The sequence below is a fragment of the Pseudomonas sp. ESBL9 genome, from assembly GCF_036668715.1.
GTDB lineage: Bacteria > Pseudomonadota > Gammaproteobacteria > Pseudomonadales > Pseudomonadaceae > Aquipseudomonas > Aquipseudomonas lundensis.
The window spans coordinates 1311175-1326048 of sequence record NZ_JAZEVV010000001.1; the positions used below are offsets into that span (position 1 = coordinate 1311175).

Annotated in this window: 14 protein-coding genes; 4 read left to right on the forward strand and 10 right to left on the reverse strand. The window is 61.9% G+C overall.

The window, feature by feature from the left end:
* Nucleotides 1–48: 48 nt before the first annotated feature.
* The 6 genes from pepN to V6F78_RS05755 all read right to left on the reverse strand — a co-directional run bounded on the left by pepN (nucleotide 49) and on the right by V6F78_RS05755 (nucleotide 6612).
* Nucleotides 49–2706, reverse strand: a complete 2658-nt coding sequence (pepN, locus tag V6F78_RS05730) for an aminopeptidase N (protein WP_332726812.1) — start codon at nucleotides 2704–2706, stop codon at nucleotides 49–51.
* 12 nt (nucleotides 2707–2718) lie between these two features.
* Nucleotides 2719–3549 carry a DUF2797 domain-containing protein gene (locus V6F78_RS05735; RefSeq protein ID WP_332726813.1) on the reverse strand — a complete coding sequence of 277 codons (831 nt, stop codon included), beginning with the start codon at nucleotides 3547–3549 and terminating at the stop codon, nucleotides 2719–2721.
* Nucleotides 3546–3806 (reverse strand): YeaC family protein, encoded by a 261-nt coding sequence (locus tag V6F78_RS05740; RefSeq protein WP_047276494.1) that lies wholly within the window; start codon nucleotides 3804–3806, stop codon nucleotides 3546–3548. The genes V6F78_RS05735 and V6F78_RS05740 overlap by 4 nt, the downstream gene beginning before the upstream one ends.
* A 75-nt stretch (nucleotides 3807–3881) precedes the next feature.
* On the reverse strand, nucleotides 3882–4754 hold the full coding sequence (locus V6F78_RS05745) for a rhomboid family intramembrane serine protease (protein ID WP_094991229.1): 873 nt from the start codon (nucleotides 4752–4754) through the stop codon (nucleotides 3882–3884).
* Nucleotides 4751–5722 (reverse strand): metallophosphoesterase, encoded by a 972-nt coding sequence (locus V6F78_RS05750; RefSeq protein ID WP_047276490.1) that lies wholly within the window; start codon nucleotides 5720–5722, stop codon nucleotides 4751–4753. Before V6F78_RS05750 ends, V6F78_RS05745 begins: the two co-directional genes overlap by 4 nt.
* Nucleotides 5722–6612 carry an NAD(+) kinase gene (locus V6F78_RS05755; protein ID WP_047275519.1) on the reverse strand — a complete coding sequence of 297 codons (891 nt, stop codon included), beginning with the start codon at nucleotides 6610–6612 and terminating at the stop codon, nucleotides 5722–5724. Before V6F78_RS05755 ends, V6F78_RS05750 begins: the two co-directional genes overlap by 1 nt.
* A 104-nt stretch (nucleotides 6613–6716) precedes the next feature.
* Here V6F78_RS05755 and V6F78_RS05760 point away from each other — a divergent pair, with 104 nt between their 5' ends.
* Together V6F78_RS05760 and V6F78_RS05765 are read left to right on the forward strand one after the other, a co-directional pair.
* The gene (locus tag V6F78_RS05760) at nucleotides 6717–7673 is read left to right on the forward strand and encodes a DUF1853 family protein (protein ID WP_332726814.1); all 957 of its coding nucleotides are present in this window, start codon (nucleotides 6717–6719) and stop codon (nucleotides 7671–7673) included.
* A 94-nt stretch (nucleotides 7674–7767) separates the two neighbouring features.
* Nucleotides 7768–8316, forward strand: coding sequence for a cytochrome b (locus tag V6F78_RS05765; RefSeq protein WP_047275522.1), 549 nt, complete (start codon nucleotides 7768–7770; stop codon nucleotides 8314–8316).
* Here V6F78_RS05765 and V6F78_RS05770 read toward each other — a convergent pair.
* Complete coding sequence (locus tag V6F78_RS05770; protein WP_332726815.1) at nucleotides 8313–9239, reverse strand: 1-aminocyclopropane-1-carboxylate deaminase/D-cysteine desulfhydrase; 927 nt, start codon at nucleotides 9237–9239, stop codon at nucleotides 8313–8315. The genes V6F78_RS05765 and V6F78_RS05770 overlap by 4 nt on opposite strands.
* Before the next feature lie 67 nt (nucleotides 9240–9306).
* Nucleotides 9307–11343: an NADPH-dependent 2,4-dienoyl-CoA reductase gene (locus tag V6F78_RS05775; RefSeq protein WP_047294273.1), complete on the reverse strand. Its 2037-nt coding sequence runs from the start codon at nucleotides 11341–11343 to the stop codon at nucleotides 9307–9309.
* 211 nt (nucleotides 11344–11554) lie between these two features.
* Here V6F78_RS05775 and V6F78_RS05780 point away from each other — a divergent pair, with 211 nt between their 5' ends.
* A complete protein-coding gene (locus tag V6F78_RS05780) occupies nucleotides 11555–12685 on the forward strand; it encodes a carbon-nitrogen hydrolase family protein (RefSeq protein WP_048374926.1) in 1131 nt (376 codons plus the stop codon).
* Between the two features lie 3 nt (nucleotides 12686–12688).
* The gene (locus tag V6F78_RS05785; RefSeq protein WP_047294276.1) at nucleotides 12689–13729 is read left to right on the forward strand and encodes an AraC family transcriptional regulator; all 1041 of its coding nucleotides are present in this window, start codon (nucleotides 12689–12691) and stop codon (nucleotides 13727–13729) included.
* A 21-nt stretch (nucleotides 13730–13750) separates the two neighbouring features.
* Here V6F78_RS05785 and V6F78_RS05790 read toward each other — a convergent pair whose 3' ends face one another.
* Together V6F78_RS05790 and V6F78_RS05795 are read right to left on the reverse strand one after the other, a co-directional pair.
* Entirely contained in the window at nucleotides 13751–13933 is a 183-nt protein-coding gene (locus V6F78_RS05790; RefSeq protein ID WP_139047512.1) for a hypothetical protein, read from the reverse strand.
* 40 nt (nucleotides 13934–13973) lie between these two features.
* A complete protein-coding gene (locus tag V6F78_RS05795; protein WP_047294278.1) occupies nucleotides 13974–14867 on the reverse strand; it encodes a DUF2242 domain-containing protein in 894 nt (297 codons plus the stop codon).
* Nucleotides 14868–14874 lie beyond the last annotated feature (7 nt).

The following is a 14874-nucleotide window of genomic DNA, read 5'->3' on the forward strand; positions in this document are numbered from 1 at the left end:
TTCGCCCAGGCCCGTCAGCTGACCGGGGCGAAACCTCGCCAGGCGTGTTTACGCCAGACTTTTGCTCACCACTTCAAACACGTCGCTGGACAGATCACCGCAGGTGCGGATGCGCTCAAGTTCGGCCTTCATCAGCGCCTGGCGGGCGCTGTCGTATTTGCGCCAGCGGGTCAGTGGCGCCAACTGCCGCGAGGCGATCTGCGGGTTGAAGGCGTTAAGCTGGATCACCAAGTCCGCCAGGAAGCGATAGCCGGAGCCGTCCGCGGCATGGAAGTTGATCAGGTTCTGCCCCGCAAACGCCCCGATCAACGCCCGGACCTTGTTCGGGTTCTTGAGGGTGAACGCCGGATGCTGCATCAACGCCTTCACCCGCTCCAAACCACCGGGCAAGGTGCAACCGGCCTGCACACTGAACCACTGATCCATGACCAGCGGATTGTCCTTGAAGTGCTCGGCAAAACTGGCCAGCGCCTTGGCCTTCTCGGCGTCGAACGGTGAGTTGACCAGCACCGCCAGCGCCGTCAGGCGTTCTGTCATGTTGTCGCTGTGTTCGAACTGTTCCAGAGCCGCAGCCAGCACCTCAGGCTTGCCGGTGAGCATCAGGTACGACAGCGCGATGTTTTGCAGGGCGCGGCGGGCAAAGTGTTCGGCTTGCGCCACATACGGTGTGGCTTTGGACACCTCGCGGTTCGCCTGATAGCGCGCCCACAAAGCCTCATGCAGGCTTTCAGCCAGATGCTGGCGGGCAAACTCACGGGCCGCGTGAATGGCGTCGACGTCAGCGATCTCGCTGATTTCGGCCAGGTAAGCCTCACCCGGCAAAGACAGCATCTCGGCCACCATCGCCTGATCCAGTTGCTCATTGCCCAACACGCTGCGCAAGGCTGCTACCAGACGCGGGTCCATGACCAGCGCTTCACCGCGCTGATGCTGGCCAATCAGGTCTTGCAACACTTGCACCGCCAACTGCTGGCCGGCTTCCCAACGGTTAAAACCGTCGGTGTCGTGTTGCATGAGGAACATCAGTTGGTCGCGGCTGTACGGGAAGTGCAATTTGACCGGCGCCGAGAAGCCGCGCAGCAAGGACGGCAGCGGCTGTTGGGCCATGCCGGTAAAGGTGAAGGTCTGTTGCGCCTCGGTGACCGACAACACACGATGGGTGCCCACCGCCGCCGACTCGCCTTGCAAGTGCAGCGGGAGTTCCTCGCCGTTGGCGTTCAGCAAGCCCAGCGCCACCGGGATCACGAACGGCAGTTTTTCAGTCTGGCCGGGGGTAGCCGGGCAGCTTTGGGCGAAGGTCAGGCTGTAGGTTTGTTTAGCAGCATCGTAGTGTTCAGTGACATTCAGGCGCGGCGTACCGGCCTGGCTGTACCAGCGCTTGAACTGGGTCAGGTCCACGCCATTGGCGTCTTCCATGGCCTTGATGAAGTCGTCGCAGGTGACGGCTTGGCCGTCGTGGCGGTCGAAATACAGGTCGCTGCCTTTACGGAAGCCTTCGGCCCCCAGCAAGGTGTGGAGCATGCCGACCACTTCCGAGCCTTTTTCGTAGACGGTCAGGGTGTAGAAGTTGGAAATCTCGATAAAGCTGTCCGGGCGCACCGCATGGGCCATGGGGCCGGCGTCTTCAGCGAACTGGTGGGTGCGCAGGTAGGCCACGTCCTGGATGCGTTTAACCGTGGCCGAGTTCATGTCCGCCGAGAAACCCGCGTCGCGGAACACGGTGAAACCTTCCTTGAGCGACAACTGGAACCAGTCGCGGCAGGTCACGCGGTTGCCCGACCAGTTGTGGAAGTACTCGTGGGCCACAATCGCTTCGACGCGCTGGTGCGCGGCGTCGGTGGCGGTCTCGGCACGGGCCAGCACGGCGCTGGAGTTGAAGATGTTGAGGCCCTTGTTTTCCATGGCGCCCATGTTGAAGTCGTTGACGGCCACGATCATGAAGATGTCCAGATCGTACTCACGGCCGTAGGTGTCTTCGTCCCAGCGCATGGATTTTTTCAGGCTGTTCATCGCGTGCTGGCATTTGTCGATGTTTTCCGGTTCGACATAAATGCGCAACGCCACCTCGCGGTTGCTCCGGGTGGTGAAGGTGTCTTCAACGCACCACAGATCACCGGCTACCAGGGCAAACAGATAGGCCGGTTTCTTGAAGGGGTCTTCCCAGGTCGCCCAGTGCCGACCGTCTTCCTCTGGGCCGCTGCCCACCGGGTTGCCGTTGGACAGCAGCACCGGGTATTTGTGTTGGTCCGCGATCACCGTGGTGGTGAAGATGCTCATCACGTCGGGACGGTCGAGGTAATAGGTGATTTTGCGGAAGCCCTCGGCCTCGCACTGAGTGCAAAACATGCTGCCGGACGTGTACAGGCCTTCGAGTGCAGTATTGGTCTCAGGATGGATTTTGACGCTGGTATCCACCACAAACTGCGCGCGTTGCGGGTGCAGGGTCAAATGGCTGTCGGTGAGCTGATAGTCGGCGTCGGTCAGCTCCACGTCATCGAGTTTGACCGATAGCAGTTCCAGCTGCTGCCCATCAAGCACCAGTGGCGGCAGGCCCTCGCCCCGGGCCGGATTGCGGCGCATCACCAGTTGCGCATGAACCAGCGAGTGGTCCTCGAACAATTCAAAGGTCAGGTGCGTTTCGTCGATCAGATACTCGGGCGCCTGATAGTCCTTGAGGTAGATCATTTTGGGTTGTTCGGTGCGCATGCTGGAGTCCTTTTACTGATGCACGGCCAGCTGGTAGGCCGTGTATTTACGAATGTTGATAACGCCGGTGTCGAAGATCAGGTATTGGCCCTTGATCCCCATCAGCGTGCCTTCCACGATCGGGTCTTTGTCCAGGTTGAAGCTCACGATCTTGCTCGGGTACTGCTCGACCGGGTAACGAATCTCGACAGGCTCGACGCCTTGCAACGGTTGGACCGCCTGCAGACCAAATCGCTCCTGCAGCTGTTGCAGGCCCTGGGTGCAGCTTTCAAACAGTTGCTCACGCACGGCAACGAGGTCCACCGGGGCGGCATCGCCCTTGAGCAGTGCACGCCAGTTGGTACGGTCTGCCACCTGAGAGCGGAACAGGTCTTCGACAAACCCCGATTGCTGGCGCGTGGCGACCCGCACGATCGGCAGCGCCTGGCTGGCGCCCTGATCGAGCCAGCGGGTGGGCAGTTGCGTGGCACGGGTAATGCCGACTTTAACCCCCGAGGAGTTGGCCAGGTACACCACGTGGTCAGTCATACAGAACTGCTCGCCCCACGACGGATCGCGGCAAGTGCCAGCATCATAGTGACAACGCTCGGGGCTCATGATGCAGACGTCGCACTGCGCCAGCTTGGTCATGCACGGGTAACAGTAGCCCTGGCTGAAGCTCTTCTTGGTTTTACGCCCGCAATGGGTGCAATTGATGCTGCCCAGGTACTCCAGACGCAACCTGCTGCCGATCAACGGATTGACCGGCACCTCGGTATCGCCCAGACGAAATGCGTATTGAACGGTCGGCGCCTCAAGGCTGACCGACATCTTGCTGATTGCACCGCGACCAATCTCAATCAATGGATAGCATCCGATTTGAACAGGATGTTAGGCACCGAAATGGATTTGGAGCTGCACTCTTGCGGGCCCATGTAACCGGTACGTTCTTCTTCGGGCAGGTTTTGCACTTCCCAGGCGATCATGGCCTGCAACGACAGCTCACGCTGTTCGGCGGTCAGTTTGTTGCCGTCCGCCCATTTGCCGATTTCCACGGCCAGTTTCAGGCTCTGATAGATCTCGGGGGTGATGTTTTGGATCATTTCGTTGAAAGAGGACATGGTTCGTTTCCGCTCTTGAACATCAGATGAGGTGTATGCGGTCGCTGCCCGCGCAAGGCAGCAACCCCAGGTGTTTCATTTAGCCTGCTTGCGGCGCGCCCACAGCCCGCCCAGCAAGCCGGTCAGGCAACCGATCAACAACCCGCCGACGTGAGCGGCGTTGGCGATCTGGCCGAAACCGATCAGCGATACCAGTCCGGACATGCACACGGCCAGCCAGACCAGCATCATCACCAATACCCCACGAGGCAGGCGATACAACGGGTTCGGCGCCATGAGCTGGTAAATCCACACATGCCCCAACAAGCCGTACAGCACCCCGGACATGCCGCCGAACAGGCTCGGGCCGCCAAACAGGTATTGGGCGAAGTTGGACACCAGGCTGAACAGCAAGCTCAACCCGATCAGGTTGATGCTGCCCTGACGCAGTTCAACGCGTCGACCCAGTTCCCAGTACCACATGCCGTTCATGGCGATGTGGAGGAAACCGAAGTGAATCAGCATCGGGCTGAACAATCTCCACCACTGCCCTGCCGCCAGGCTATCCGACAAAGGTGTGAACTGGATGTATTGGCCACGGATGCTGAAATCAAGGAACGTCAGCCCGCTGAGAACCGACAGGTTTTCACCCAGTTGCGTCACCACGGCCACGATCACGCACAGCAGCAGGATAGTCGCGGTGGCCGGGCTGTCACGCAGTTGCTGGACCCACCCCGGGCGCGCCATGGCGGGCGGGCGCTCGACAACCGGCACGTGGCCTTCGGGGTCGCCTTGAGGGAAACGCGCGTACAGGCTGCGCACCTCCCCGGCAATGCTTTCGGGCGCCCAGACCACTTGCTCGCCCGCCTCTTCGCTGACCCGATGCGGCACGTGCATGCGCTGGAGCAGGCTGACAAAACCGCTCAGGTCAACCGACAGGGGCAAGCGTAAAACCTCAACAGCACTCATTGAATAGCCTCCGGGCGATCAACGTCCACCCATACAAATTTGTGCGGATCGAGGCGTTTTTCCTGATCCAGACGGTAGGCCACCAACTTGCCATACAACACGGCGCTGTAATCCAGGCAGGCCAGGTTAGGCCGGATCGGCGCGGGTTTGCCGCTGCGCCAGTAATGCCCGACGAACAACATCGGCTCTTCAATGCCATAGCGCAGCAAGGCGCCTTTTTCGGAGGGCGACAGCGGCTTGCGGGCCACCCGTTCCGGCAAGGCGTCTGGCTGGAACACAATGTCACCGTAGGTTTTGGGGTCGTCTTCCCAGAATTTGGTGCGGAAGAACGAACGCGTCAGGCCATCCCCGCCGGTCAGTGTCATGCCGTCGGGCAGGCGCATGTCGGTGCCGCGCAACAAGCGGTTAAAACTCATGCTGGCAAAGCTTTCAGGCTCGGCCGCCGCTTGCAGGAAATGTTCATCGATGCAGCCATCGGGAAATTGTGCACGCAGGGTCGCAATGACGTCGGCGTCCCAGCAGGCATGCACCACGCGGAACCGTCCGGCGTCGACAAACAGCGGCATGTCGTAAAACCATTGCACGAACTCGCGCCATTCGTCGGGGTAGTGCGCAAATTGCTCCAGGGTTTCGTGGATCAGCCGGGTATGGCGCGGGTTATGCTCCCGCACAAACTGCTTGCCACTGCCCGCCGGGGCCGGGGTGCACCAGCCCAGCGCGTTGAATTCATGGTTGCCCATCAGGCACAGCGCCTGACCGGCTTGCACCATGTCATAGACGATATGCAGCGATTCGCGGATCCGCGGCCCACGGTCAATGATGTCGCCGAGGAACACCGCCATGCGCTGCGGGTGCCGCCAGACACCGGCAAGTTTGCGATAGCCCAGACGCTCCAACAGATGCTCAAGGGTATGAGCACAGCCATGCACGTCACCGATCAGATCGTAACTGCGCGCTGGATCGAGCATCAGTCGCTCCTGCCGCCCAGTCGGCTGCCCCAGCCCAGCTTGGTCCGGCACACTTCATAGTAGTTGTGGTCCAGCGGGTGAATCAGGCGCAGCTTTTGCGCTTTTTTGCTCACGGTGATGGTGTCGCCCGGCGCGCAGGTGAAATGGTTCTGACCGTCGCAGGACACCTGCGGGTAAATCTGCATGTCCTTGGCCACCACGATTTTCAGTTCGCTGTTGCCGTCCACCACAATCGGGCGGCTGCTCAAGGTGTGCGGGTACATGGGCACAATGACGATGGCATCCAGCTTGGGGTGCATGATCGGGCCGCCAGCTGACATGGCGTAGGCGGTGGAGCCGGTCGGCGTGGCGACGATCAGGCCGTCGGCCTTCTGGCTGCAAACGAACTGCCCGTCAATGTGCAATTCAAATTCGATCATGCGCGTGGACTTGCCGGGGTGCAGCACCACGTCATTGAGGGCGTCGCCCTGGCCAATGGCTTCGCCGTGACGGCGCACTTCGGCCTGCAGCAGAAAGCGGTTTTCCACCAGATAGTGGCCGTCAAGCACTTCGGCGACTTTGACTTCCAGTTCATCGGGACGGATGTCGGTCAAAAAGCCCAGGCTGCCACGGTTGATGCCCAGCACCGGGACATTGTGCCGCGCCAGCGCACGGGCGGCGCCGAGCAAACTGCCATCGCCGCCCACCACGATGACCATGTCGCACACTTCACCGAGCATTTTGCGCGACGAGGTTTGCAGGCCATGGCCGGGCAGCACTTCGGCGATGGTGTCTTCGAGGATCACGTGCATGTGCCGCTCGAGCAGGAATTTTTTCAGTCGGCGAACCGTGTCGAGCACTTGAGAACTGCCCAAACGACCAATGATGCCGATATTACGAAAGTGCTCCATGAGGCTCCTGCGGGGTACGTGACGGGCGAAAACAGCGATTATGGGCGAAAGGACACGATAGACAAAACCCTTTCAGCCCGTGAGCAAAAGGCTATGCTCGCAGCATGATCCTCTTCCCCGACTTGCTCAACCTGCCCCGCCAGTTACGTCACCCCGAGGTGCGTGATCTGGCGTGGGTGATTCTGGCCCCGCCCATGCTCAGCCAAACGCCCCGGTCTCAGCGCCACCCGCTGACCGGTAGCGACTGGGTTCAGGCGCCACATTGGCTGGAAAACTGGCTGCGCGACCTTGACCGGCACAGCGAGCCGTTGCAGCACTGGCTGGCGCTGGCCACCACCCGCAGGCTGGGGCGTTACTACGAGCGGCTGTGGCAGTTCGCCATAACCCACGCCCCCGGTGTCGAGCTGGTGGCCGCCAACCTGCCCATTCGCGTGGGCGGGCATACGCTGGGCGAGCTGGACATGCTGTTACGTGACCGTGACGGCGCGCATCATCTGGAACTGGCGATCAAACTTTACCTCGGCCCGCCACACGGCGACGGGCACGACCCGGCGCTCTGGCTGGGGCCGGGCAGCAATGACCGGCTGGACCGCAAGCTCACGCATTTCAGTCAGCATCAGTTACCGATGTCCAGCCGCCCAGAATGCCGCGAGATTCTGGCCGCCCTGGACATTCAGCATGTCAGTGCGCACCTGTGGCTGGGCGGTTACCTGCTGTATCCATGGCCCGGTGAAGCGCAGCCTCCGGCCGGCGCGCATCCGCTGCATTTACGCGGCCGCTGGCTGCACCAGCGCGACTGGCCCGCGTTTGTCCGCCAAAGGCCCGCCGGGTGCTGGCAGCCCCTGCCGCGGCATGCCTGGCTGGCACCTGCGCACTATGGGCCAGACGGGCTTTGGGATGACGCGCAATTGCAGGTCTGGCTGGCCGAACTGCACCCGCAGGCTCCCGCGCAGCTGTTGGTGCGCCTGACGCCCACGCCCGACGGTGATTGGGAAGAAGCCGAGCGCCTGTTTCTGGTTTCGGATTTATGGCCTCATGTGCCAGGCAACCCTGAAAACTGATGCATCTCAGCGCAAATGTACGCAGACGTATTACTGTAAAGGAACTCCGTCATACAAGAGCGGAGGCTCAAGACCTGAACCGTGAGGAACACCCATGTCCTGGAAAAGCTCCACCGACCGTTACAGTCGTATGTCCATCGCCCTGCATTGGGTGATGGTGCTGCTGTTTGTACTGATTTACGCCGCCATTGAATTTCGCGGGATTTTTCCGAAAGACAGCGACGGTCGCAACTTGATGAAAGATGCCCACTTCATGCTCGGTCTGACCGTGTTTGCGCTGGTGTGGCTACGGTTGCTGGCACGTACCCTGGGCGTGGCGCCGAAGATCACCCCGCCCCCGCCCGCCTGGCAAACCGCCCTGGCGACGCTGGTGCACTGGGCCTTGTACGTGTTCATGATCGCCATGCCGGTGATGGGTTATCTGGTGCTCAGTTACAACGACAAGTCCGTGTTCTTTTACGGATTCGACCTGCCACCCCTGACCCTCAAGGACGTGGACACCGCCAAACAGATCAAGGGCTGGCATGAGCTGGGCGGCACCCTCGGCTACTGGCTGATCGGCCTGCACGCGCTGGCCGGGCTGTTTCATCATTACGTGATGAAAGACAACACGCTGTTGCGCATGCTGCCTAAACGCAACTAAACAGCTGGTGCAAACCCCCGGCGGCCCTGCAAGCCGCCGGTGTGCACAAACACCACGCGCATGCCTCGCCCCACATGCCCCGCGTCCACAGCCTCTTTGAGCGCCAGCAACGCCTTGCCGGTGTACAGCGGCTCCAAAGGCACGCCACTGTCCAACTCGCTGCGCCGAATAAACGCCAACAGCGCCTCATCGACCCGCGCGAAACCGCCGCGACTGGCCTCGATCAACTGATAGTCACCCACAGGGCTGCCCGCCTGCTGCAACAGGGCGCGCACCGTGGGCGCCACCCCGTGGTCTTCGGGCACCGCCATGGCGCCATAGACCCTGCGCTGCAAGGCTTCAGCCAGCACCAGACCGGCCAGCGTGGTGCCCGTCCCCGCGGCCAGCCACCACGCGTCGTAATCCGCCCAGCCAAGCGCGGCCACTTGGTCACGCACCTGCTTGACCAACGGTGAACACCCTTGCGCGCCCGCCAAACTGGCGCCGCCCTCGGGCACGGACTGCAACTGCGGGTACTGCGCTTGCCACGGCCGCCAGAAATCAGGCGCATGCCGGGCACGATAACCGGCAAACCCCAGCCAATGCAGGTGCATGCCGAAGTCTTGCAGGTCACGGGTGGTGGGGGTTTCTTGAGGGTGCCCGCGCAGCAGGCCGACGGTGGTAAAACCAAAGCGTTTGCCCGCCGCCGCCAAGGCGTGCAGATGATTGGAGTGTGCGCCGCCCAGGCTGATCAACCCGTGAGCCCCCGCTGCATGGGCCGCGCGCAGCGACTGATGGAGCTTGAACCACTTGTTGCCACTGACCAGCGGGTCGATCAGGTCCAGACGCAAGACAGCAACCTCAACCCCGGCCCTCGCCAGCCAGTCGAGGTGCAAAGGCTGCAAGGGCGCATAGGGCTCCCAATCAATCAACGGCACACGCACGGCACTCTCCGCTCAAAAATGAACGGAGTTTAAACCATCGGCTTTTTGATGGCCGCTACCGCCGCGCTTACAACTCGGCCGCCAGACGCGAGCCCTGATTGATCGCGCGCTTGGCATCCAGCTCGGCCGCCACATCCGCGCCGCCAATCAGGTGCACAGACTGCCCGGCCGCCTCGAGCCCGGCCTGCAAGTCACGCAGCGGGTCTTGCCCGGCGCAGATCACGATGTTGTCCACGGCCAGCAATTGCGGCTCGCCGTCGCCGATGCGGATATGCAGACCGTCGTCGTCAATGCTCAGGTATTCAACGCTGTTAAGCATTTGCACACGCTTGTTTTTAAGCCCGGTGCGGTGGATCCAGCCGGTGGTTTTACCCAGCCCGTCGCCCACCTTGGTTTTCTTGCGTTGCAACAGGAAGACCTGACGCGCAGGCGCCTCAACCTGAGGGGTGATACCGGCCACGCCGCCGCGGGCTTCAAGGCGTGTGTCGATGCCCCACTCCTTCCAGAACGCCTCGCGGTCCAGACTGGTGGACACGCCCTGATGCACCAGAAACTCCGACACGTCGAAGCCGATCCCGCCCGCGCCGATCACCGCCACGCTGGCACCCACTGGTTTGCGCCCAAGGATCACGTCCAGATAACTCAGGACTTTAGGGTGATCTACGCCCGGAATATCGGGGGTGCGCGGCGCAATACCGGTGGCCAGAATGATGTCGTCGAACCCGCCCGCCACCAACTGTTCAACCCCCACGCGGGTGTTGAGGCACACCTCGACCCCGGTGGTCTGCAGCAAACGCTTGAAGTAGCGCAGGGTCTCAACGAACTCTTCCTTGCCCGGCACGCGCTTGGCCACGTTGAACTGGCCGCCGATCTCGCTGGCCGAATCGAACAGCGTCACCTGATGGCCGCGCCCGGCCGCGACAGTCGCCGCCGACAGCCCGGCAGGCCCGGCACCGACCACGGCGATTTTTTTTACATGGGTGACAGGGAGGTAGTTGAGTTCGGTCTCGTGACAGGCGCGCGGGTTGACCAGGCAACTGGTGAGTTTGCCGCCAAAGGTGTGATCCAGACATGCCTGGTTGCAACCGATGCAGGTGTTGATTTCATCGCTGCGCCCGGCAGCGGCTTTGTTGACGAACTCGGGGTCGGCCAAAAACGGTCGCGCCATGGACACCATGTCGGCATCGCCCTCGGCCAGAATCTGTTCGGCAATGTCGGGGGTGTTGATGCGGTTGGTGGTAATCAGCGGCACCTTGACCGCACCGCGTAATTTGGCCGTGACTTTGCTGAACGCGCCGCGCGGCACTTTGGTGGCGATGGTCGGGATGCGCGCCTCGTGCCAGCCGATACCAGTGTTGATCAGGGTCGCACCGGCCTGCTCGACGGCCTGCGCCAGTTGCACGATTTCGTCCCAGACACTGCCGCCTTCCACCAGGTCCAGCATCGACAGGCGATAAATGATGATGAAGTTCGGCCCGACCGCTTCGCGCACCCGGCGCACGATTTCCACTGGCAGGCGCATGCGGTTTTCGTAGCTGCCGCCCCAACGGTCGGTGCGGTGGTTGGTGTGGGCCGCGAGAAACTGGTTAATGAAATAGCCTTCGGAGCCCATGATTTCGACACCGTCGTACCCGGCGCTCTGGGCCAGCCGGGCGCAGGTGACGAAATCGCTGATCTGCTTCTCGATCCCGGCTTCGTCCAGCTCTTTGGGTTTGAACGGGTTGATCGGCGCCTGAATCGCGCTCGGCGCGACCTGGCGCGGGCTGTAGGCATAACGCCCGGCGTGGAGGATCTGCAGGCAGATCTTGCCCCCGGCGTCGTGGACCGCGCGGGTCACAACCACATGCTTCTCGGCTTCTTGCGCAGTGCTGAGCTTGGCCGCGCCGCTGTACACGCCACCTTCATCGTTGGGGGCGATACCGCCGGTGACCATCAGGCCGACGCCGCCCCTGGCGCGTTCGGCAAAATAAGCGGCCATGCGCTCAAAGCCGCCGGGCTTTTCTTCAAGGCCGGTGTGCATCGAGCCCATCAGGGTGCGATTGCGCAACGTGGTGAAACCCAGATCCAGCGGGGCCAGTAAATGCGGGTAGTGAGTGGCAGTCATCAGGTTGCTCCACAACAGGCGGATTCACGGAACGCGGGATGCTCTGCGGCGCCCGTCGTTGAATGACAGGCACAGTAAAGCCCTGCCCGCCCCCACTCAATGACCCAAAGTGACAAATTATTAACCCAATTGCGCAGCCCCTCTTGGCAAGCGCGCAGGCGCCACCTACCCTAGACGCCGAATCCCGCAATGGCTGTCTGCTCTATTTCTCATGCGTAAATTAATTGGCTGCACCTTACTGATCGCCGTTGCCGCCGCTGCAGGCGGGTACGCGTACTGGACCGAGCAACGCGACGTCGGCCATTACCTGTCCGACTTGCGGGTCGAGCTGGCACTTAACGACGGCGTCGACACCGGGCGTGGCAACCTGCTGGGGATCGAGCCGTTGCTGTCGCCCCGCGACTATCAAAGCCTTGATCTCCTGCATCTGAAGCTGGCGACGTACTTGAACAAGGCCCGCGACGCTGGCTTGCTCAACGAAAAAACCATCGTGGTGATGCCCGAACACATTGGCTCATGGCTGATGTTTCGCGGCGAAAAAGACGAGCTGTATCAAGCCGCAAACCTGAATGAGGCCATGCACTGGCTGGCCATCAGTAACCCGCTGAGCTTCGCCCGCGCCTGGCTGGGGGCCGAAGGCGAAAGCCGCCTCAACGACGCCCACTTGCGCATGAAAGCCAACCCCATGGCCGCCGACTATCAGGCCCTGTTCGGCGGGCTGGCCAAAGAATTTGGCGTTACCCTGGTGGCAGGCAGCATCGCCCTGCCCGACCCCCGCATTGAGAACGGCACCCTGCAGGCGGGCACCGGCGCGCTGTACAACAGCAGCGTGGTGTTCGACCGCAATGGCACGCCGATAGGCAAGCCCCAGCGCCAGTTGCTGCCCACCTACGAAGAACAGAGCTACATCCAGCCCAGCCCGGACCACCAGTTGAACGTGGTGGACACCCCGGCCGGGCGGCTCGGGATTCTGGTGGGCAGCGACAGCTGGTACCCCGACAACTACCGGTTGCTGAACGAGCAACAGGCGCAATTGATCGCGGTGCCCGCTTTCGTGACCGGCAAAGACACGTGGGATAACCCGTGGGGCGGCTATAAAAGCGTGTCGACGCCCAGCGAAATCAGCCTCAAACCCGGCGAAGTCAGTGAGGGCGCGGCCTGGCATCGTCTGACCCTGATCAGCAGCGTGCCCACCAGCACCGCTGAAGCCGGGATCACGGTGTTTTCCCAAGGCCGGTTCTGGGACAAACACAGCGTCGGCCAGAGCTTTATCAGCCGCAACGGCATCACCAGCCCGGACGGGCCCGTCTCCACGGCACGTTTGCTCAACCTCTGGCTGTAGCTGATGAAGCCGTTGCCGATGCGTTTGGGGGATTTGTCGGTCGGTTTCGTGCAGCAACTGGCGGATGCGGTGCGCAGCTGCGGTCATGACCCCTTGCCTTTGCTCGACCAGTACGGCCTTGATGCGGCGCGCTTGAGCCAGCCGATGGCGCGGCTCTCGATCCCGCGCTACATGCGCCTGGGGCATGCGGCGATTGCCTTGACCGGCGACCCCGCGCTGGGTTTGCGCATGGGGCAACTGAGCCGCCTGAGTCAGGCCGGGCTGGCCGGTGTCACGGCCGCGCAAGCCCCGACGGTAAGGGAAGCAGCGCGCACCCTGATCCGCTTCGAGGCCCTGTACGGTTCCAACTACCGTGGCCAGTCGAGCCTGCACGAAGATGCCCAGGGCGCCTGGCTGCGCTTTTACTCCATCAGCCCGTACAACGCCTATAACCGCTTCGTGGTGGATTCGATCATCTCGGGCTGGCTGCATCAATTGTCCGCCGTGGCCGACCGCCCGTTGACCTGCGAACACATCGAGATCGAGTTCAGCGAGCCTGAATACGCCGAGCAGTACAGCGTGCTGAGCCACAACCCGGTGCGCTTTCGGGCCGACACCAACCAGTTACGCCTCAATCACGCCACACTTGATCGGCGCAACCCGCAGCATTGCCCCAGCACCTGGGCGTACCTGCTGCAGTTGTGCGAGCGCGAACTGGAGCAACTGACCCGCACCCGCAGCCTGCGCGAGCGCATCACCCAGTTGTTGGGGCCGCTGCTCAACGGCGGTCGGGAACCTGATCTGGAAGAAGTGGCCGCACGCCTGAAACTGCCAACCTGGACCCTGCGCCGTAAGCTGACGGAGGAAGGCACGCGGTTTCGCGCCATTCTCAATGACACACGTCGCGACCTCGCCATGACCTATATCCGGGACACCGAACTGGCCTTTGGCGAAATCGCGTATTTGTTGGGGTTTGCCTCAGCCGAGGCGTTTCAGCGTGCCTTCAAGCGCTGGAACGCTGAAACACCCGGAGAGTTCCGCCGCCGCCAGCGCCAGTCGGCCTGAGACGACCGTGCGCGGTGCCGATCAAAGCTCGGTGGCGTCGTCGGCGGGCTCCAGCGGGTCCAGTTGGGACGCCTGATACTCCAGCAGTTCTTCCTGATAATCGTCCATGTCGGCATCCTTCTGCGTCTGTTGTCGTGTTCGTTCGAGCGTAAAGTGCCCGCATGAAGGAATCGTGACACCTTCGCAAACACTTTTATCGCTCAACTGTAAACGTAGCAGATCATTTCAGATTTAACGGCCCGATTTATTGCGCTGGAGCAGGTTCCGGGCTGGCCGGTGCCGTGACGGGTGCAGGCTCCGTCACCGGGTGCGGCGTTTCAGGCACAGGCGCGTCCGGAGCCGGGGCCGCTGGTGCGGTCGGCGCGCTCACCTCAGGGGTGACAGGGACTTCAATCGGCGTGATGGGGGCTGCTTCTGCCGGCGGAACCACCGGCTGCGACCCTACGGGCTCGACCGCTGGCGGTGCGCTCACCGGCGTTACGGCGGGCGCGACGACGGCCGGGGTTTGAGGCGTCAGTGCCGCAGGTGCCGCGTCGACTTTGGCAGGCGCGGTCTCGGGCACCCCCAGATCAGCCTCGGGTTTTTCTTCGATATGCGCGGCTTTCTTCACCTCTTTGGGCAGAAAGACTTCTACCAGGGAGAAGAAACGGTCATAAAACTGCGCCGACGATACGGTTTCGCTGGCCACCTTAACCATCGAATCATCGGTTGAACCGATTGGCATCGACACCGAGCCCAACACCCCAACCCCCAGGCTGGCGGAGTTGTTGACCTTCTTCAGCGCATAACGGTCCTGCAAGGCATTGGCGAACATGGTCGAGTGATGCGCCGCCCCGCCGTCATCGGCACACACCACGTTAAAGCTGATCTCCAGATGGCTTTCACCGGTTTGCTGGAAGCTTTTATGGCCGCTGATCATTTTCGGATCACGGCTGGTGATGATGTAACCCTGACTGAGCAAGGCGCGGCGTGCGGCCTCGCACGACGCCTTGTCGGCCACCGGGTAATTGCGCGAGAACGTGCCGGAGTCATCGAAGTTTTCATGCTCATAGATCGCGGTTTTCTGCGTCGAGCAACCTGCGAGGCCGCTCAGCACAAAGGCCACAACCGCGGTACGCAAGGGGAATGACATAGACATTGAACAT

Coding starts and splice junctions, on each gene's coding strand:
- pepN (WP_332726812.1), bottom strand. CDS start 2,706: ATGCGCACCGAACAACCCAAAATGATCTACCTCAAGGACTATCAGGCG.
- V6F78_RS05785 (WP_047294276.1), top strand. CDS start 12,689: ATGAAGCCGTTGCCGATGCGTTTGGGGGATTTGTCGGTCGGTTTCGTG.
- V6F78_RS05760 (WP_332726814.1), top strand. CDS start 6,717: ATGATCCTCTTCCCCGACTTGCTCAACCTGCCCCGCCAGTTACGTCAC.
- V6F78_RS05765 (WP_047275522.1), top strand. CDS start 7,768: ATGTCCTGGAAAAGCTCCACCGACCGTTACAGTCGTATGTCCATCGCC.
- V6F78_RS05745 (WP_094991229.1), bottom strand. CDS start 4,754: ATGAGTGCTGTTGAGGTTTTACGCTTGCCCCTGTCGGTTGACCTGAGC.
- V6F78_RS05795 (WP_047294278.1), bottom strand. CDS start 14,867: ATGTCTATGTCATTCCCCTTGCGTACCGCGGTTGTGGCCTTTGTGCTG.
- V6F78_RS05780 (WP_048374926.1), top strand. CDS start 11,555: ATGCGTAAATTAATTGGCTGCACCTTACTGATCGCCGTTGCCGCCGCT.
- V6F78_RS05755 (WP_047275519.1), bottom strand. CDS start 6,612: ATGGAGCACTTTCGTAATATCGGCATCATTGGTCGTTTGGGCAGTTCT.
- V6F78_RS05740 (WP_047276494.1), bottom strand. CDS start 3,806: ATGTCCTCTTTCAACGAAATGATCCAAAACATCACCCCCGAGATCTAT.
- V6F78_RS05750 (WP_047276490.1), bottom strand. CDS start 5,722: ATGCTCGATCCAGCGCGCAGTTACGATCTGATCGGTGACGTGCATGGC.
- V6F78_RS05775 (WP_047294273.1), bottom strand. CDS start 11,343: ATGACTGCCACTCACTACCCGCATTTACTGGCCCCGCTGGATCTGGGT.